Genomic DNA, 13,821 nt, shown 5'->3' with positions numbered 1-13,821 from the left:
GTCAGTCCCCGGCCGGGCGGATCGCGAGCGCGTGACGGAAGATGTCACGCGGGTCGTAGGCCGCCTTGACGGCCTGCAGCCGCCGGTAGTTGTCCTTGTAGTAGAGCCGGTGCCACTCCACGCCCGAGGTGTTCCACTTGGGGTCGGCCGTGTCGATGTCGGGGAAGTTGATGAAGCAGCCGTCGCCCTGCCCGTCGGGCACGGGGACGCCGCCGGTTGCGGCGTAGACGTCCGCGTACAGCCGGCGCATCCAGTCGACGTTGGCGTCGTCCTTCTCCGGGTCCTGCCAGGTGTTCATGTACAGGGCCCGCATGACGGAGTCGCGCTGCGCGGTGGCGGTGTCGCCGGGCTCCGGGGAATTGGCGCGGCCGCCGTAGCCCTGCAGGGAGACGGACGCCGTGTCGTGGGAGTGGTCGAGGTCCGCGAGACGGTCGAAGAGGACGTCGATCTGCGCGTCGTCGTAGGCCCGGCGCAGATAGGCGCTCTTGAGCTTCTGGCGGCCCTGCTCGGCGTCCTGGTTCGCCGCCAGTGCCTCGACGGAGGCGAACCAGGGCAGCTGTTCGGTGGGCAGTACGTACGGCTCGGCGCCCACGCCGTCGGTGAGCGCGTCGATGTGGTCCTGCAGCAGCTTCTCGGCGCCGGGCAGCGTCGCGTCGAGGTGGGTGAAGGCGATGGCGGCCATCCCCGAGTCGTTCTCGCGCTGCCTGCCGAGCAGGATCAGGCCGCTGAACAGGCCCCGGTAGGGGGAGTCGGGGCCGCTGTGGCGCTCGTGCCACCGACCGTGGTTGCGCACCAGGGTCCGGAAGGCGGCCTTGTCGAGCCCCTCGCGCGGGAACATCACCGTGGAGGCGAGCATCGAACCGGGCGGGCGGGGCAGCAGCTTGCCCGGGTCGCTGCCGGTGGCACCCGGGGAACGGAACCAGTAGCGGGTGACGATGCCGAAGTTGCCGCCGCCGCCTCCGGTGTGCGCCCACCACAGGTCGCGGTGCGGGTCGCCCGGCTCGCGGGTGGCGACGATCGCGCGGGCCCGGCCGGAGCCGTCCACGACGACGACCTCGACGGCGTACAGGTGGTCGGAGGAGATGCCGTGCCGGCGCGAGAGCTGCCCGAAGCCGCCGCCGACGACGTGGCCGCCGAAGGCGACAGTGGCGCTGGCACCGCCGGGCACGGTCACGCCCCAGCCGTAGTACAGGGTCCGGTACACGTCGGCGAGCTGGGCGCCCGCGCCGACCTCGAAGGCCCGGCGGCCCGCGTCGTAGCGGACGGTGTCCATCTCGGCGAGGTCGACGACGACCTCGGCGCCCGAACCGCCGACGAAGTTCTCGAAGCAGTGGGCACCGCTGCGGGCCACGACCCGCTTGCCGGCCCGCACGGCGTCCTGGACCGCCCGCACGACCTGGTCGGTGGTGGTGACCACCTGGAAGGACTCGGGGCGGGTGGTGAATCGCTTGTTCTTTCCGCGCAGCGCGAGGTCCTCGTAGCGCGGGTCGGACGCGCCGACCGAGACCGGTCCGAAACCGGCGCCGGCCGTGCTGGCGTGGGCGGGGGCCGCGGTGACGGCGGCGAGGGTGCCGCCCGCGGCCGCGGTGGCGGTGGCCGCCGCGACGGTGTGGGTGAGGAACCGTCGGCGGTTCGGGTCGGTCATCGTGAACCTCTCGGGGCGGGACGGGCGGTCAGGCGCTGGCGCGGGCGGACAGGGCCCGGTTGACGATCTCCAGGAGGGCGCGGGGCGTCTCGGCCTCGTCGACGGCCTCCTCGTCGAGCACGACGTCGTAGTCGCGCTCGATCCGGCCGGTGGTCTGCAGGACGGCGAGCGAGTCGTAGCCGAGGTCGACGAAGAGGACGTCCATGACGTCGCCGTCGAGGTCGACGCCTTCGCCCTCGCCGGCGCACTCGCGCAGCAGGGTGGTCAGATCCGCCATGTCCAGGTGTTTCACGCTGATACCTCGTTTCGGTGGGTGGATCGCTGAGGGAAGGACGGGTTCCGGCCGGTCAGCCGGCGGTGACCACGGTGGCGGCGTTGAAGCCGCCGCGGCCGCGGGCGAGCACGAGTGCGGTGCGCAGGGCGGTCCCGGTGCGCGGGGCGCCGGTGACCAGGTCGAGCGGGCAGTCGGCGGCGAGCCGGGTGACGTTCGTGGTGGGCGGGACGACCTGGTCGCGCAGGGCGAGCAGGGCGGCCGCCAGGTCGAGGGAGGCACCGCCCGCGCTCAGGCGTCCGGTCATCGTCTTGGGCGCGGTGACCGGGACCCCGTACGGGCCGAACAGGTCGGTGAGCGCCTCGGCCTCGGCCCGGTCGGCGTCCCGGCGGCCGGCCGCGTCGGCGAACACGACGTCGACGTCCGCGGTGGTGAGCCCGGCGTCCGCCAGCGCGAGGCGGGCCGCGTCGGCCAGCCGGGGGCCGCCCCGGCCCGGGGCCGGGTCGAAGGTGGCGGCGCAACCGGCGACCGTGCCGTGGACGCGGGCACCGCGCGCGCGGGCGGATTCCGCGTCCTCGAGGACGAGCAGGGCGCCGCCCTCACCGACGACGTGCCCGTCGGCGTCCTCGTCGAAGGGGAGGTAGGCGCGGGCCGGGTCCTCACGGATGCTCAGCTCGCCGGTGGCCAGATGGGCGGCCCAGCCCCACGGGCACACGGCGGACTCCAGTCCCCCGGTGACGACGAGCCGGGCTCCCCTGCTCAGGTGCCGGCGGGCGTGCGCGACCGCGTCGAGGCCGCCCGCCTGTTCGGAGACGAGGACACCGCTGGCGCCGCGCAGGCCGTGCTTGATTGAGATCTGGCCGGAGTTGACGGCGTAGAACCAGGCGAACGCCTGGTAGGCGCTGACGTGGTTGCCGCCCTTGCTCCACAGCGCCTCCAGCTCCCGCTGGCCGAACTCGAAGCCGCCGGCCGAGCTCGCGGTGACCACGCCGGCCGCGTACTCCGGCAGGTCGGCCGGGTCGATGCCCGCGTCCGTGAACGCCTCGGCGGTGGCCGCCAGCGAGAGGCGGGTGACGCGGTCGGTCTGCGGGAGCAGACGGCTGGGGACGTGGTCCTCGTCGACGAATCCCGGCACCTCGCCGGCGAGCCGGGCCGGGTAGGGGCCGGCGTCGAACCGGGTCAGCGGGCGGATGCCGCTCTCGCCGCGCAGGGTGGCGGCCCACCAGGCCTCGGTGCCCAGGCCGTTGGGTGCGGCGACGCCGATCCCGGTGACCACGGCGGTGCGCGCGCGTCCGCCGGTCTCGGCAGCCGTCTCGTCGCGGGTCGGGGTGATGGTGTTCACGCTGCTTCTCCCAGGCGCGGGCGGGTGAGGATCATGGCGCTCTGGAAGCCGCCGAACCCGCTGCCGACGGTGAGCACGGTGTCCGTGCGCTGTTCCCGGGCGGTGAGCGGGGTGTAGTCGAGGTCGCAGGCGGGGTCCGGCTCGTGCAGGTTGGCGGTGGGCGGCACGGTGTCGTGCTCGATCGCCAGGGCGCTCGCGGCCACTTCCAGGGAGCCGATCGCGCCGAGCGAGTGCCCGATCATCGACTTGATGGAACTGACCGGCACTTCGTGGGCGCGCTGTCCCAGGGCCTGCTTGAAGGCGGCCGTCTCGTGGCGGTCGTTCTGCTTGGTGCCCGAACCGTGGGCGTTGATGTAGTCGACGGCGCTCGCGTCGAGCCGCGCCTCGTCGAGGGCGGCCCGGATGGCCTCGGCCATCTCCTTGCCGTCGGCGCGCAGTCCGGTCATGTGGTAGGCGTTGCTGCGGGAGGCGAAGCCGGCGATCTCCGCGTACACGTGGGCGCCGCGGCGGCGGGCGTGCTCCAGCTCCTCGATGATCAGAACGGCCGAGCCCTCGCCGAGGACGAATCCGTTGCGGGTGCGGTCGAAGGGGCGCGAGGCGGTCGCCGGGTCGTCGTTGCGCGGGCTGGTGGCGCGGATCGCGTCGAAGCAGGCCACGGAGATCGGCGAGATGGGCGCCTCGGTGGCACCGGTGACCATGATGTCGGCGGAGCCCTCGCGGATCACCGAGACGGCGTGTCCGACGGAGTCGAGGCCGGAGGTGCAGCCGGTGGAGACCATGGACACCGGCCCCTGGGCGTCGGCGGTCCAGGCCACCTCGGCGGCCATCGAGCTGGGGACGAAGAAGTCGTAGAGGTGGGGCACGGCCCGCTCGTGGTCGACCAGCCACGCGGAGCCGTGGTCGCTGACCTTCGCGTACTCGACGTCGAGGCCGGTCGTGCAGCCGACGGCGCTGCCCAGGGTGACACCGGTGCGCAGGGGGTCGAGGGAGCCCGCGAGGCCGCTGTCGGCCAGCGCCTCGCGGGCGCCGACCACGGCGAACTGCGCGGCCCGGTCCAGGCGTTGCGCGTCCTCCTCCCCGATGCCGTGGGCCGCCGGGTCGAAGTCGACCTCGGCGGCGATGCGCGAGCGGAACTGCGCGGGGTCGAACAGGGTGATGCCCCGGGTGGCGGTGCGGCCGGACGTCAGCAGCGACCAGAACTCCTTGGTGCCCACTCCCCCCGGCGCGACGACTCCGATCCCCGTGATCACGACGCGCCTCATCGGTTGTGCCTCACAGTCGTCTCCTCCGTTACGGCGGGCCGGTCCGGCCGGCCGGACCCGTGCGGGACGTCCCGCACGGGCTCCGAGCCTCGCGGAGCCACCTAGAGGTGCGCTCGAAGAACGGACGGCTGCAACGGAGGCGTCGGCTCCGCTCAACACGGCGGCCGCGCCGCTCCCCCTCACGGGAGAACGGCGCGGCCGCTGGGTCCGCTCGGGGCGCCGCGGGACCGGTTTCCGGTCAGCCGGTCTTGCGGCGGAACTGGCGCTTGCGGTTGCCGGAGCCGCTCATGGTCTTGACCTTGAGCCGGCCCTCCTCGTGCGCCTGCCGCGCCTGCGAGGCCTGCGCCTTGCGGTTCAGCGCCGCGCGGAACTTCTCGCGCGCGGCCTGCTCGTCGACGTCGCCCTGGGGGTTCTGTGTCATACGGACCTTCTTCGTCTCCGGAAAGCAGTGGTCGTGCGCCATCGTCGCGAGCGGTCCTGGACCCGCGCTCGAGTCCTCCTGAAGCGCGCCTCGGCGGCGCGTGTTCAAGAGTGAGCGGCGGCCCGCGGGGACCGGGGTCACGCTCCCAGGGCGAGGAGGCCCGCGCGGGGCCCGTGCTGCGGCGAGGAGTGGGACAGATGTCGGCTACGAGGCGGGTGCACACCTATCCCTTCGAGGGCGAGGTGCACGGGCTCGAACTCCACCCGAAGTTCGAGGAGTTGCGGGAGAGCGATCCGCTGGCGCGGGTGCGTCCGCCGTACGGCGGCGAGGGGTGGCTGGTCACCCGGTACGACGACGTGCGCACCGCGAACTCCGATCCCCGTTTCAGCCGCAACCAGATCGGCGAGGACACGCCGCGCACGACGCCGCTGGCCCGGCGCGGCGACACGATCCTGAGCATGGACCCGCCGGAGCACACGCGGCTGCGCAAGCTGGTGTCGAAGGCGTTCACGGCGCGCCGGATGGGCGCGATGCAGGGCTGGCTGGAGGAGCTGTTCGCGGGGCTCCTGGACACGGCGGAGCACAAGGGCGCTCCCGCCGATGTCGTGCGGGACCTGGCCGAACCGTTCACCATCGCGGTGATCTGCCGGCTGCTCGGTGTGCCGTACGAGGACCGGGAGAAGTTCCAGCACTGGTCCGAGGTCATCATGTCGACCACGGCCTACACCAAGGAGGAGGCCGTCGCGGCGGACGCGTCGATCCGCGCGTACCTGGCCGACCTGGTGGCGGCGCGGCGCGGCGGGGAGTACGACGATCTGCTCCAGGTGCTGGTCTCGGCGCGGGACGAGGGCGACCGGCTCTCGGAGGACGAGCTGATCACCTTCGGGGTGACGCTTCTGGTGGCCGGGCACGAGACGTCCGCGCACCAACTCGCCAACATGATCTACGTGTTGCTGACCCACGAGGACCAGCTGGCGCTGCTGCGCGAGCGGCCGGAGCTGCTGCAGCGGGCGGTGGAGGAGCTGCTGCGCTTCGTGCCGCTGGGCAACGGTGTCGGCAACGCGCGGACCGCGCTCGAGGACGTGGAGCTGAGCGGCGGCACGGTGCGGGCCGGTGAGGGCGTGATGGCCGCGGCGGTGAACGCGAACCGTGATCCGCGGATGTTCGAGGATCCGGACCGGCTGGACATCACCCGGGAGAAGAACCCGCATCTGGCGTTCGGTCACGGGGCGCACTACTGCCTGGGCGCGCAGCTCGCGCGTATGGAACTGCGGGTGGCGATCGGCGGCATGCTGGAGCGTTTTCCGGAACTGCGGCTCGCGGTGCCGGCGGACGAGGTCGAGTGGAAGTCCGGCGGACTGTTCCGGGGGCCGCGGCGGCTTCCGGTCGCGTGGTGAGGGAGAACGTCATGAGTGATCAGGAGAAGCAGGCCCGCTGGCGGATCGAGGCCGATGCGCAGGCGTGCATGGGGACGGGCATCTGCGCGGGAGTGGCTCCGCACCGTTTCCAGGTGGTGGACGGGCGTTCGAAGCCCTCCACGGAGGAGTTCCCTCCGGACGACGCGGTGTGGGACGCGGTGGAGTCGTGCCCGATGGAGGCGCTGCGGGTGCGGGACACGGTGAGCGGCGAGGTGCTCGACCTCTCGTGACACGGCCCGGAACGGCTCTCGAGCCGTTCTCGAGCGGAATTCGAGGGGCGTGCTCTTTCATGGCGTTACCGTCGGAAGTGGTGTGCCCGCGGCTGGATTCAGCAGGAATGCGGGCGCCAATTCACCTTTACCACAACCCAGTTGTCCGAGCTGTGTCGACTTGACATGAATCAAAGGGGCATATGAGGATCCCCTCGGATTCTGGAATTCATAATTCCGGTCACGTTTTCGCACCGTGCGACAGGAGAACCGAATGAAGTTCGCGATCGTCATCATCGAGAACGCCGAGTCCCGGCGGCAGATCCAGGAAGACCGCTCCACGTACCGCAAGAAGATCGAGGGCTGGATGGGCCAGCAGGGCCAGGCCGGTGTCCTCGTCGGCGGCGAGGCGTTCGAGACCGAGGCCGTCGCCCCGGTGACGGTCCGCCGCGACGCCGACGGCGCCCCCCAGGTGATCGAGGGCCCGTTCGCCGGTGACGCCGAGACGCTGGGCGGCTACATCATCGTCGAGGCGGCCGACCGCGACGCCGCCGTCGAGATCGCCAAGACGTGGCCGAACCCCGAGACCCTCGAGGTCCGGCCGCTGTGGACCGCCGCGTAGCCCTCACCGGCGACCGGTCCCGACCCGCGGCCGGGGCATGCCACGGCACCGCCCCGGCCGCGGGCTCCGTGCCCCCGGGCGTGCAGCAGACGAAGGAGGGACGGCCGTCATGACGGACGCGCTGGAGGCATCCGAGGTGCGGGCATCCGCGGCGCGGGACGAAGCCGCGCGGAGCGGCGCGGCACAGGACGGGGCCGCACCCGACGTACCGGCGCAGAGCGAGGCCGGCCCGCTGCGGTCTCTCTTCGACGCCGTGCACGACACCGTCACCGAGGTACGGGCCCGGCAGGACGACTACTTCGTCCGGCGACCGCTGCGCCTGCCCGCCCGGCTGCTCTCGGCCGGCGGCGACGAGACGGTGGCGGCGTCCCTGGCCCGGCTGCTGGGCGACACCTACGCGCTCACCGTCGAGGCGGTGTCCGACGAGGCCGAACTGACCGCCGTGGACCGCCTCGCGGCCGCCCGCGCCACCCGCTCCGGCCCCCTGCCGGCCCCCGCACCGCCGTCCGCGCGGGAAGCGGCCGCCCTCGCCCGCCTCCAGGAAGAACGGCGCGCCGCCGTCACGCGCGAGGCCGACCGGATCGGCGCCGCCGCACCCGAGCGCGTCGGCGTCCTCGGCGGCGTCCTGCCCTACCTCGCGGCCGGACCCCGTACCGAGGACCGGCCCCCGGTCGTCCTCGTCAACGCGCTCGGCATGGGCACCGCCCTGTGGCACCCCCTGATGGCCGTGCTCGCGCGCACCCACCGGGTCCTGACCTGGGCACCGCGCGGCACCGCGCCGGACAGCCGTCCGCTGCGCCTGCGCGACCAGGCCGACGACCTCGCCGCCGTCCTGGCCGCCGAGGGAGCACGCGAGTGCCACCTCGTGGGCTGGTGCAGCGGCCCCAAGGCGGCCCTGGCCTTCCACCGCCGGCGCCCCGGCGCCGTCCGCTCGATGGTCTTCCTGCACGGCTCGTTCCGGCACACCGGCGACGCGGCCGGACGCGAACCCGACACCCCCTACGAGCGCAACCTCGAGGAGCTGTGCCGCGCGGTGACCGCCCGGCCCGCCCTCGCCGGCCGCCTGCGCACCCTGTTCACCGGGGCCCCCGCGCCGCTGCCCGACGACACCCCGCCGCACCAGGCCGCCGAGGAGGTCCTCGCCCGGCCCGCCCGCGCCCTGGACACCGAACTCCTGCGCCCCTTCGCGGACGACGCCGTCCTGGTCGCGTACGCGCGCCAGCTCCTCGACTACTGGGCCGACGACGCGCTGGCCCACGCGGGCGACGTGGACGTGCCGGTGCTGTGCGTGGGCGCCGAGTTCGACCGCATCGCCTCCCCCGAACGCCTCGCGCTGGCCGCCGGCCGCTTCCCCCGGGCCCGCCACGAGCTGCTCCCCGGGGCCACGCACCACTCCATGTACGACCGGCCCGCCGAAGTGGCCGCTCTGCTCACCGAGTTCTTCGCCGCGGCGGAGCCTCGCTCAATTGTGAGCGGCGCCCCTCGCTGACGCTCCCTAGCGTCGGACTCCAGGGGCTCCTACGCCTCTTCATCAGTGCGACGAAGGAGACTGAGCGATGACCGACGCGGCGAGCGGTGCCCGGAGCGCGTTTCTTCCCGCCCACAGCGGGCCCCTGGGATCCGACTCCGGCCTGCTGCACACCGGCAACGCGGGATTCATCATCCACCGTGCGGGCCAGCTCAACCACGCGTTCCGCGCTCAGGGCCGTGAGTTCGCCACGGACCTGGTCGGCCATCTCAACAAGGTGATGGAGGGGATCGCGACGATCGTCGTGCACGAGGAGATCCTCGGCACCGCCGACCGCCTCCACTGGCTGATCCACATGAAGCAGCCGAACGACTACAGCCGCTTCCTCGAGGTCGCCGACCACGACCGCAGCTTCAAGGAGATCACCGAGGCGGACCGCATCGCCGCCGCCGAGGGCGCGGGCAACTGGGAGCGCATGTTCGTCGAGGGTTCCTTCAAGGAGCGCGTCTACGTGCCGCAGCACGGCCTGGACGAGCACGACGACGACCACGGCCACGACGACCACCACGAGGCGTCGGACACCTTCGTCCCGCCGGCCCGCCACCAGACGGGTCTGCCCGACGACCAGATGCGCAGCTCCGTCGACAGCGGCCTGACGATCCTGCGCACCGCCCAGACCGCGTTCAAGTTCCGCACCGAGGCCCGCGAGTTCGCCTTCGCCTGGGCCAGGGAGGTCAACCGCGCGCTCGCCGGCGAGGCCACGGTCTACCTGTACGAGGAGACCTTCGGCCAGCAGGACCGCATCCACTGGATGATCCACCTCGAGAGCTTCGACACCTACCGCAAGCTGGTCGAGCTCAGCCGCCACGACGCCGGCTACCAGGCCCTGTCCGACCGCCAGTTCGTGCCGGACTACAAGGGCGGCGGCGGCTGGGAGCAGACCTTCGTGTCGCCGACCATCCAGGACGTCGTGCTCACGCCGCTGCACGCCGGCTCGCCCTCCTGGTTCTGAGGGCGGACGCGACCGTGACGGCCACCGGCCCGGTCCACGACGGCGTGCGGCTGACGGCACAGCCGCACGTCCTGCGGGTCACGCTCGCCAGTGCCGACGGCCTCAACAGCCTCGGCGGCGGCACGCTCCGGGCCCTGGAGGCGGCCCTCGACCGGGCCGAGGCCGACCCGGAGTGCCGGGTGCTCGTCATCGAGGGCTCGGGCGGCACGTTCTGCACGGGGCTCGACTTCGAGGAGGCCGTCACCGACGCCTCGGGCGCCGACCAGGGCGGGGCCGCGTTCCTCGCCCTGATGCGGCGCCTGGGCCGCACCCCGCTCGCGGTCGTCGCCTGTGTGGACGGCCGGGTCGCCGGCGGCGGCGTCGGACTCGCGGCCGCCGCCGACCTCGTGATCGCCACCGAGCGCAGCGAGTTCAGCCTGCCGGAGGCCCTGTGGGGCCTCGTCCCCTGCTGTGTGCTGCCGGTGCTGGTGCGGCGCACCGGCTACCAGCCCGCGTACGCGATGGCGCTGAGCACCCAGCCGGTGCCGGCCCGCCGCGCCGCCGAGTTCCGGCTCGTGGACGAGGTCGTGCCGGACCCCGAGGCGGCGGTGCGCAAGCTGCTGGTCCGGCTGACCCGGCTCGACCCGGTCACGATCGGCGAGCTCAAGCGGTACTTCCAGGCGATGTGGTTCACCACGCAGGACACGGACGAGTTCGCGCTGCGCGAGTTCACCCGGCTGATCGACTCGCCCGTCGCGCGGCGCCGCATCACCGACTACACGACTACGCGGCGGCTCCCCTGGGAGGCGCCCCGGCCCTGACCGGGGCCGAGCCAGGAGGGACGACGCGATGGTGGCACTGGTGTTCCCGGGTCAGGGATCGCAGCGCAAGGGCATGGGCGAGGGGCTGTTCGCGCGCTTCCCCGAGCTGACCCGGCAGGCCGACGACATCCTCGGCCATTCGATCGAGGAGCTGTGCCGCACCGGGGGCGAGGGCCGCCTGGACCGCACCGAGTACGCGCAGCCCGCGCTGTTCGTGGTCAGCGCGCTGTCCTGGCTGGCCCGTGACCCGGCCCTGCCCGAGCCCCGCTTCCTGGCCGGGCACAGCCTGGGCGAGTACGGCGCGCTGTTCGCCGCCGGATGCTTCGACTTCGCCACCGGCGTGCGGCTCGTGCGCGAGCGGGGCGCTCTCATGGGGCGGGTGCAGGGCGGCGGGATGCTGGCGGTGGTCGGCGTCGACGGCGACGAGGTCCCGGGGCTGCTCGCGCGGTCCGGCGCCTCCGGGGTCGACGTCGCCAACTACAACTCGCCCGCCCAGACCGTCCTCTCGGGCCCGCTGGACGAACTGCGCACGGCGTCGGCGGCGTTGTCCGCGCGGCCGGGCGTGCGCTGTGTGCCGGTCCGGGTGAGCGCCGCGTTCCATTCGCGGCACATGCGCCCGGCCGCCCAGGAGTTCACCCGGTTCCTGACCGGTTTCACCTTCGCCGACCCGGACCGCACCGTGGTCTCGGGCGTGACGGCGCGCCCGTACGGCCCCGGCGAGATCGCCGGTCTGCTGGCCCGCCAGATCGAGAGCCCGGTGCGCTGGTCGCAGACCATGGAGTACCTCGCCGCGCACGGCGTGGACGCGGTCGAGGAGATCGGCCCCGGGCAGGTCCTGACGAACCTGTGGAAGCGCGGCCGTACGGAACGCGCCGCGCGGACGCCCGCCCCGGCCGCTCCCGCCGCGACGGCCGCGGCGGCCACCGCACCTTCGGCTCCCGCCCCGGCCACCACCGCCGCCGCCACCGCCGCACCGGCCTCCGGCGGTCTGCGGGCCGAGGAGCTGGGCAGCGCGGAGTTCCGCCGCGCGTACGGGATCCGCTACGCCTATCTCGCCGGCGCCATGTTCCGGGGCATCGCCTCCACGGACCTGGTGATCCGGATGGGCCGGGCCGGGCTGATGGGCTTCTTCGGCGCGGGCGGCCTGGCCCTGGACCAGGTGGAGAAGGCCGTCGTACGGATCAAGGAGGCGCTCGGCCCCGACGGCCGCTACGGCGTCAACCTGCTGCACTCCATCGACGACCCCGCCTACGAACAGGCCGTCGTCGACCTGTGCCTGCGCCACGACGTGCACGACGTGGAGGCCGCAGGCTTCACCCAGCTCACCCCGGCCGTCGTCCGGTTCCGTTTCGCCGGAGCGCACCGTGACGCGGCCGCAGGGCCCGTCGCCGTACGGCGCGTGCTGGCGAAGGTGTCGCGGCCCGAGGTCGCCGCCGCGTTCATGGGCCCCGCCCCCGAGCCGATCCTGCGCAAGCTGCTCGCCGAGGGGCACCTCACCCCGCTCGAGGCCGAGATCGCCGCCGAACTCCCCGTCGCCCAGGACATCTGCGTCGAGTCCGACTCCGGCGGGCACACCGACGGCGGCGCGGCACTGACCCTGCTGCCCGCGATGCTGCGCCACCGCGACGCGGCGATGATCCGGCACGGCTACGGGCAACGGATCCGGATCGGCGCGGCCGGCGGGATCGGGGCACCGGAGGCGGTCGCCGCCGCGTTCGTGCTCGGCGCCGACTTCGTCCTCACCGGCACGGTCAACCAGTGCTCGCCCGAGGCGGGCACCTCCGACGCGGTCAAGGACATCCTCGCCGGACTCGACGTGCAGGACACCGCCTACGCCCCGGCGGGCGACATGTTCGAGATCGGGGCCCGGGTCCAGGTGGTCCGCAAGGGCACCCTGTTCGCGGCCCGCGGCAACAAGCTGTACCAGCTCTACCGCAGCCACGACAGCTGGGAGTCGATCGACCCGGCGACCCGGCGCTCGGTCGAGGAGACCTACTTCAAGCGGCCGTTCGACGAGGTGTGGGCGGAGACCCGCGCCTATCACCTCGGCCGGGGGCGGGACGCGGAGATCGAGAAGGCGGACCGGCTGCCCAAGCACCGCATGGCTCTGGCCTTCCGCTGGTACTTCGCCCGCTCCGTGCGCTGGGCCCTGGAGGGCGATCCGGCCCAGCGCGTCAACTACCAGATCCAGTGCGGCCCGGCGATCGGCGCGTTCAACCACGTGGTGCGCGGGACCGCTCTGGAGGACTGGCGTGCCCGGCACGTCGACCTGATCGCCGAACGGCTGATGACGGGCGCCGCCGGCGTCCTCGCCGCCGTCCGCTGACCCCGCGACCCTCGTCACACCGCATCACCCTGACACCTGCATACCTGGAGCCAACATGACGGCACTGACCTTCCACTCGACCAACTCCGGTGTGGTCGTCGAGCGCACCGCGCAGCTCAAGCAGGCCCACCGGGCCGAGGGGCGCCGGATCGCCCTGGAGCAGGCCGCCTACCTGAACGAGAAGTTCGCGGGCCGCACGACGGTCACCGTGCACGAGGAGACGTTCGGGACCCGCGACCGGCTGCACTGGCTGATCAACCTGCCGCGGCTCAGCGGGCACCGGGAGCTGGCCGGGCTGCTCGACGGCGACGAGGGCCCGGCCGCGGGCACCGACTGGCCGGGCATGTTCGTGGACGGCTCGTTCTCTGAGACGGCGCTGATACCGCAGCACTGGGGCATGTACGGAACGGACGAGGCGCTGCCGGAGGGCACCGTCATCGACGCGGCGGCTCCGGACCTGCGGGTGCCGCCGGCGCAGCGGCAGACGTCGATGAGCGCGGAGCAGACCCTCAACTCGTCGACGGCCGGTTGGATGATCCACCGGGTGGCCCAGCCGAAGTACGCCTTCCGGGCCGAGGCGCGGCTGTTCGCCCGGAAGATCACCGAGTCGATCAACACGCGGCTGCCGGGGATCGCCTCGTCGTTCCTGTACGAGGAGGCGTTCGGGCCCGCGGACCGGGTGCACTGGCTCATCCACATGAAGTCGGAGGACGCCTACTACGACCTGATCGACATGCACATGCGCATGGACGAGGCGACCCGGGCGATCTATCTCGACGAGATCATCGCGCCGGAGAAGGGCGGCGGCACCTGGAACCGTCTGTTCGTGGAGCAGAGCATGGGCGACGTCTCCTTCGCCCCGCTGCGCTAGAGAAACACTCGCTCCGCGCTCGCCTCGCGCTCGCCCCGCGCTGGTCCGCCACTGGTCCTCCGCTCGCCGACCGCTCCGCGTCCGCTCGCCCTTCGTTCGCCGCCCGCGGGACCGCTCACTTCTGAGCGGGGCCGCGGGTGTGCTGCTTCCTAGG

13 protein-coding genes are annotated in these 13,821 nt (G+C 73.1%); 8 read left to right on the top strand and 5 right to left on the bottom strand.

What is annotated here, in order from left to right:
* Position 1: 1 nt before the first annotated feature.
* The 5 genes from IAG42_RS36730 to IAG42_RS36710 all read right to left on the bottom strand — a co-directional run bounded on the left by IAG42_RS36730 (position 2) and on the right by IAG42_RS36710 (position 4,941).
* The gene (locus IAG42_RS36730) at positions 2–1,645 is read right to left on the bottom strand and encodes an FAD-binding oxidoreductase (RefSeq protein WP_188341947.1); all 1,644 of its coding nucleotides are present in this window, start codon (positions 1,643–1,645) and stop codon (positions 2–4) included.
* Positions 1,646–1,673: 28 nt separating this feature from the next.
* Positions 1,674–1,922, bottom strand: a complete 249-nt coding sequence (locus tag IAG42_RS36725) for an acyl carrier protein (protein WP_188342047.1) — start codon at positions 1,920–1,922, stop codon at positions 1,674–1,676.
* A gap of 70 nt (positions 1,923–1,992) precedes the next feature.
* Complete coding sequence (locus tag IAG42_RS36720; RefSeq protein ID WP_223206509.1) at positions 1,993–3,249, bottom strand: ketosynthase chain-length factor; 1,257 nt, start codon at positions 3,247–3,249, stop codon at positions 1,993–1,995.
* Between the two features lie 5 nt (positions 3,250–3,254).
* Positions 3,255–4,520 (bottom strand): beta-ketoacyl-[acyl-carrier-protein] synthase family protein, encoded by a 1,266-nt coding sequence (locus IAG42_RS36715; RefSeq protein WP_188341945.1) that lies wholly within the window; start codon positions 4,518–4,520, stop codon positions 3,255–3,257.
* Positions 4,521–4,758: 238 nt separating this feature from the next.
* Entirely contained in the window at positions 4,759–4,941 is a 183-nt protein-coding gene (locus tag IAG42_RS36710; protein ID WP_188341944.1) for a DUF5302 domain-containing protein, read from the bottom strand.
* Positions 4,942–5,138: 197 nt separating this feature from the next.
* Here IAG42_RS36710 and IAG42_RS36705 point away from each other — a divergent pair, with 197 nt between their 5' ends.
* From IAG42_RS36705 to IAG42_RS36670, 8 genes are all read left to right on the top strand, one after another.
* Positions 5,139–6,338: a cytochrome P450 gene (locus IAG42_RS36705; RefSeq protein ID WP_188341943.1), complete on the top strand. Its 1,200-nt coding sequence runs from the start codon at positions 5,139–5,141 to the stop codon at positions 6,336–6,338.
* Between the two features lie 11 nt (positions 6,339–6,349).
* Positions 6,350–6,589: a ferredoxin gene (locus IAG42_RS36700; protein ID WP_188341942.1), complete on the top strand. Its 240-nt coding sequence runs from the start codon at positions 6,350–6,352 to the stop codon at positions 6,587–6,589.
* Between the two features lie 253 nt (positions 6,590–6,842).
* Complete coding sequence (locus IAG42_RS36695) at positions 6,843–7,190, top strand: YciI family protein (RefSeq protein WP_188341941.1); 348 nt, start codon at positions 6,843–6,845, stop codon at positions 7,188–7,190.
* Positions 7,191–7,299: 109 nt separating this feature from the next.
* The gene (locus tag IAG42_RS36690; protein WP_188341940.1) at positions 7,300–8,679 is read left to right on the top strand and encodes an alpha/beta fold hydrolase; all 1,380 of its coding nucleotides are present in this window, start codon (positions 7,300–7,302) and stop codon (positions 8,677–8,679) included.
* Between the two features lie 67 nt (positions 8,680–8,746).
* Complete coding sequence (locus tag IAG42_RS36685) at positions 8,747–9,670, top strand: DUF6039 family protein (RefSeq protein ID WP_188341939.1); 924 nt, start codon at positions 8,747–8,749, stop codon at positions 9,668–9,670.
* Between the two features lie 14 nt (positions 9,671–9,684).
* A complete protein-coding gene (locus tag IAG42_RS36680; protein ID WP_223206496.1) occupies positions 9,685–10,470 on the top strand; it encodes an enoyl-CoA hydratase-related protein in 786 nt (261 codons plus the stop codon).
* Between the two features lie 28 nt (positions 10,471–10,498).
* A complete protein-coding gene (gene fabD / locus IAG42_RS36675) occupies positions 10,499–12,796 on the top strand; it encodes an ACP S-malonyltransferase (protein WP_188341938.1) in 2,298 nt (765 codons plus the stop codon).
* 55 nt (positions 12,797–12,851) lie between these two features.
* On the top strand, positions 12,852–13,667 hold the full coding sequence (locus IAG42_RS36670; protein ID WP_188341937.1) for a DUF6039 family protein: 816 nt from the start codon (positions 12,852–12,854) through the stop codon (positions 13,665–13,667).
* Positions 13,668–13,821 lie beyond the last annotated feature (154 nt).

This window comes from Streptomyces xanthii (genome assembly GCF_014621695.1).
Classification (GTDB): domain Bacteria; phylum Actinomycetota; class Actinomycetes; order Streptomycetales; family Streptomycetaceae; genus Streptomyces; species Streptomyces xanthii.
The sequence above is the reverse complement of the archived record's forward strand: the minus strand, read 5'-3'. Positions and strand labels throughout refer to the sequence as shown.

Excerpts from the sequence above, each read along its gene's own strand:
- IAG42_RS36730 (WP_188341947.1), bottom strand. The coding sequence starts at position 1,645 with ATGACCGACCCGAACCGCCGACGGTTCCTCACCCACACCGTCGCGGCG.
- IAG42_RS36725 (WP_188342047.1), bottom strand. The coding sequence starts at position 1,922 with ATGGCGGATCTGACCACCCTGCTGCGCGAGTGCGCCGGCGAGGGCGAA.
- IAG42_RS36715 (WP_188341945.1), bottom strand. The coding sequence starts at position 4,520 with ATGAGGCGCGTCGTGATCACGGGGATCGGAGTCGTCGCGCCGGGGGGA.
- IAG42_RS36710 (WP_188341944.1), bottom strand. The coding sequence starts at position 4,941 with ATGACACAGAACCCCCAGGGCGACGTCGACGAGCAGGCCGCGCGCGAG.
- IAG42_RS36705 (WP_188341943.1), top strand. The coding sequence starts at position 5,139 with ATGTCGGCTACGAGGCGGGTGCACACCTATCCCTTCGAGGGCGAGGTG.
- IAG42_RS36700 (WP_188341942.1), top strand. The coding sequence starts at position 6,350 with ATGAGTGATCAGGAGAAGCAGGCCCGCTGGCGGATCGAGGCCGATGCG.
- IAG42_RS36695 (WP_188341941.1), top strand. The coding sequence starts at position 6,843 with ATGAAGTTCGCGATCGTCATCATCGAGAACGCCGAGTCCCGGCGGCAG.
- IAG42_RS36690 (WP_188341940.1), top strand. The coding sequence starts at position 7,300 with ATGACGGACGCGCTGGAGGCATCCGAGGTGCGGGCATCCGCGGCGCGG.
- IAG42_RS36685 (WP_188341939.1), top strand. The coding sequence starts at position 8,747 with ATGACCGACGCGGCGAGCGGTGCCCGGAGCGCGTTTCTTCCCGCCCAC.
- fabD (WP_188341938.1), top strand. The coding sequence starts at position 10,499 with ATGGTGGCACTGGTGTTCCCGGGTCAGGGATCGCAGCGCAAGGGCATG.
- IAG42_RS36670 (WP_188341937.1), top strand. The coding sequence starts at position 12,852 with ATGACGGCACTGACCTTCCACTCGACCAACTCCGGTGTGGTCGTCGAG.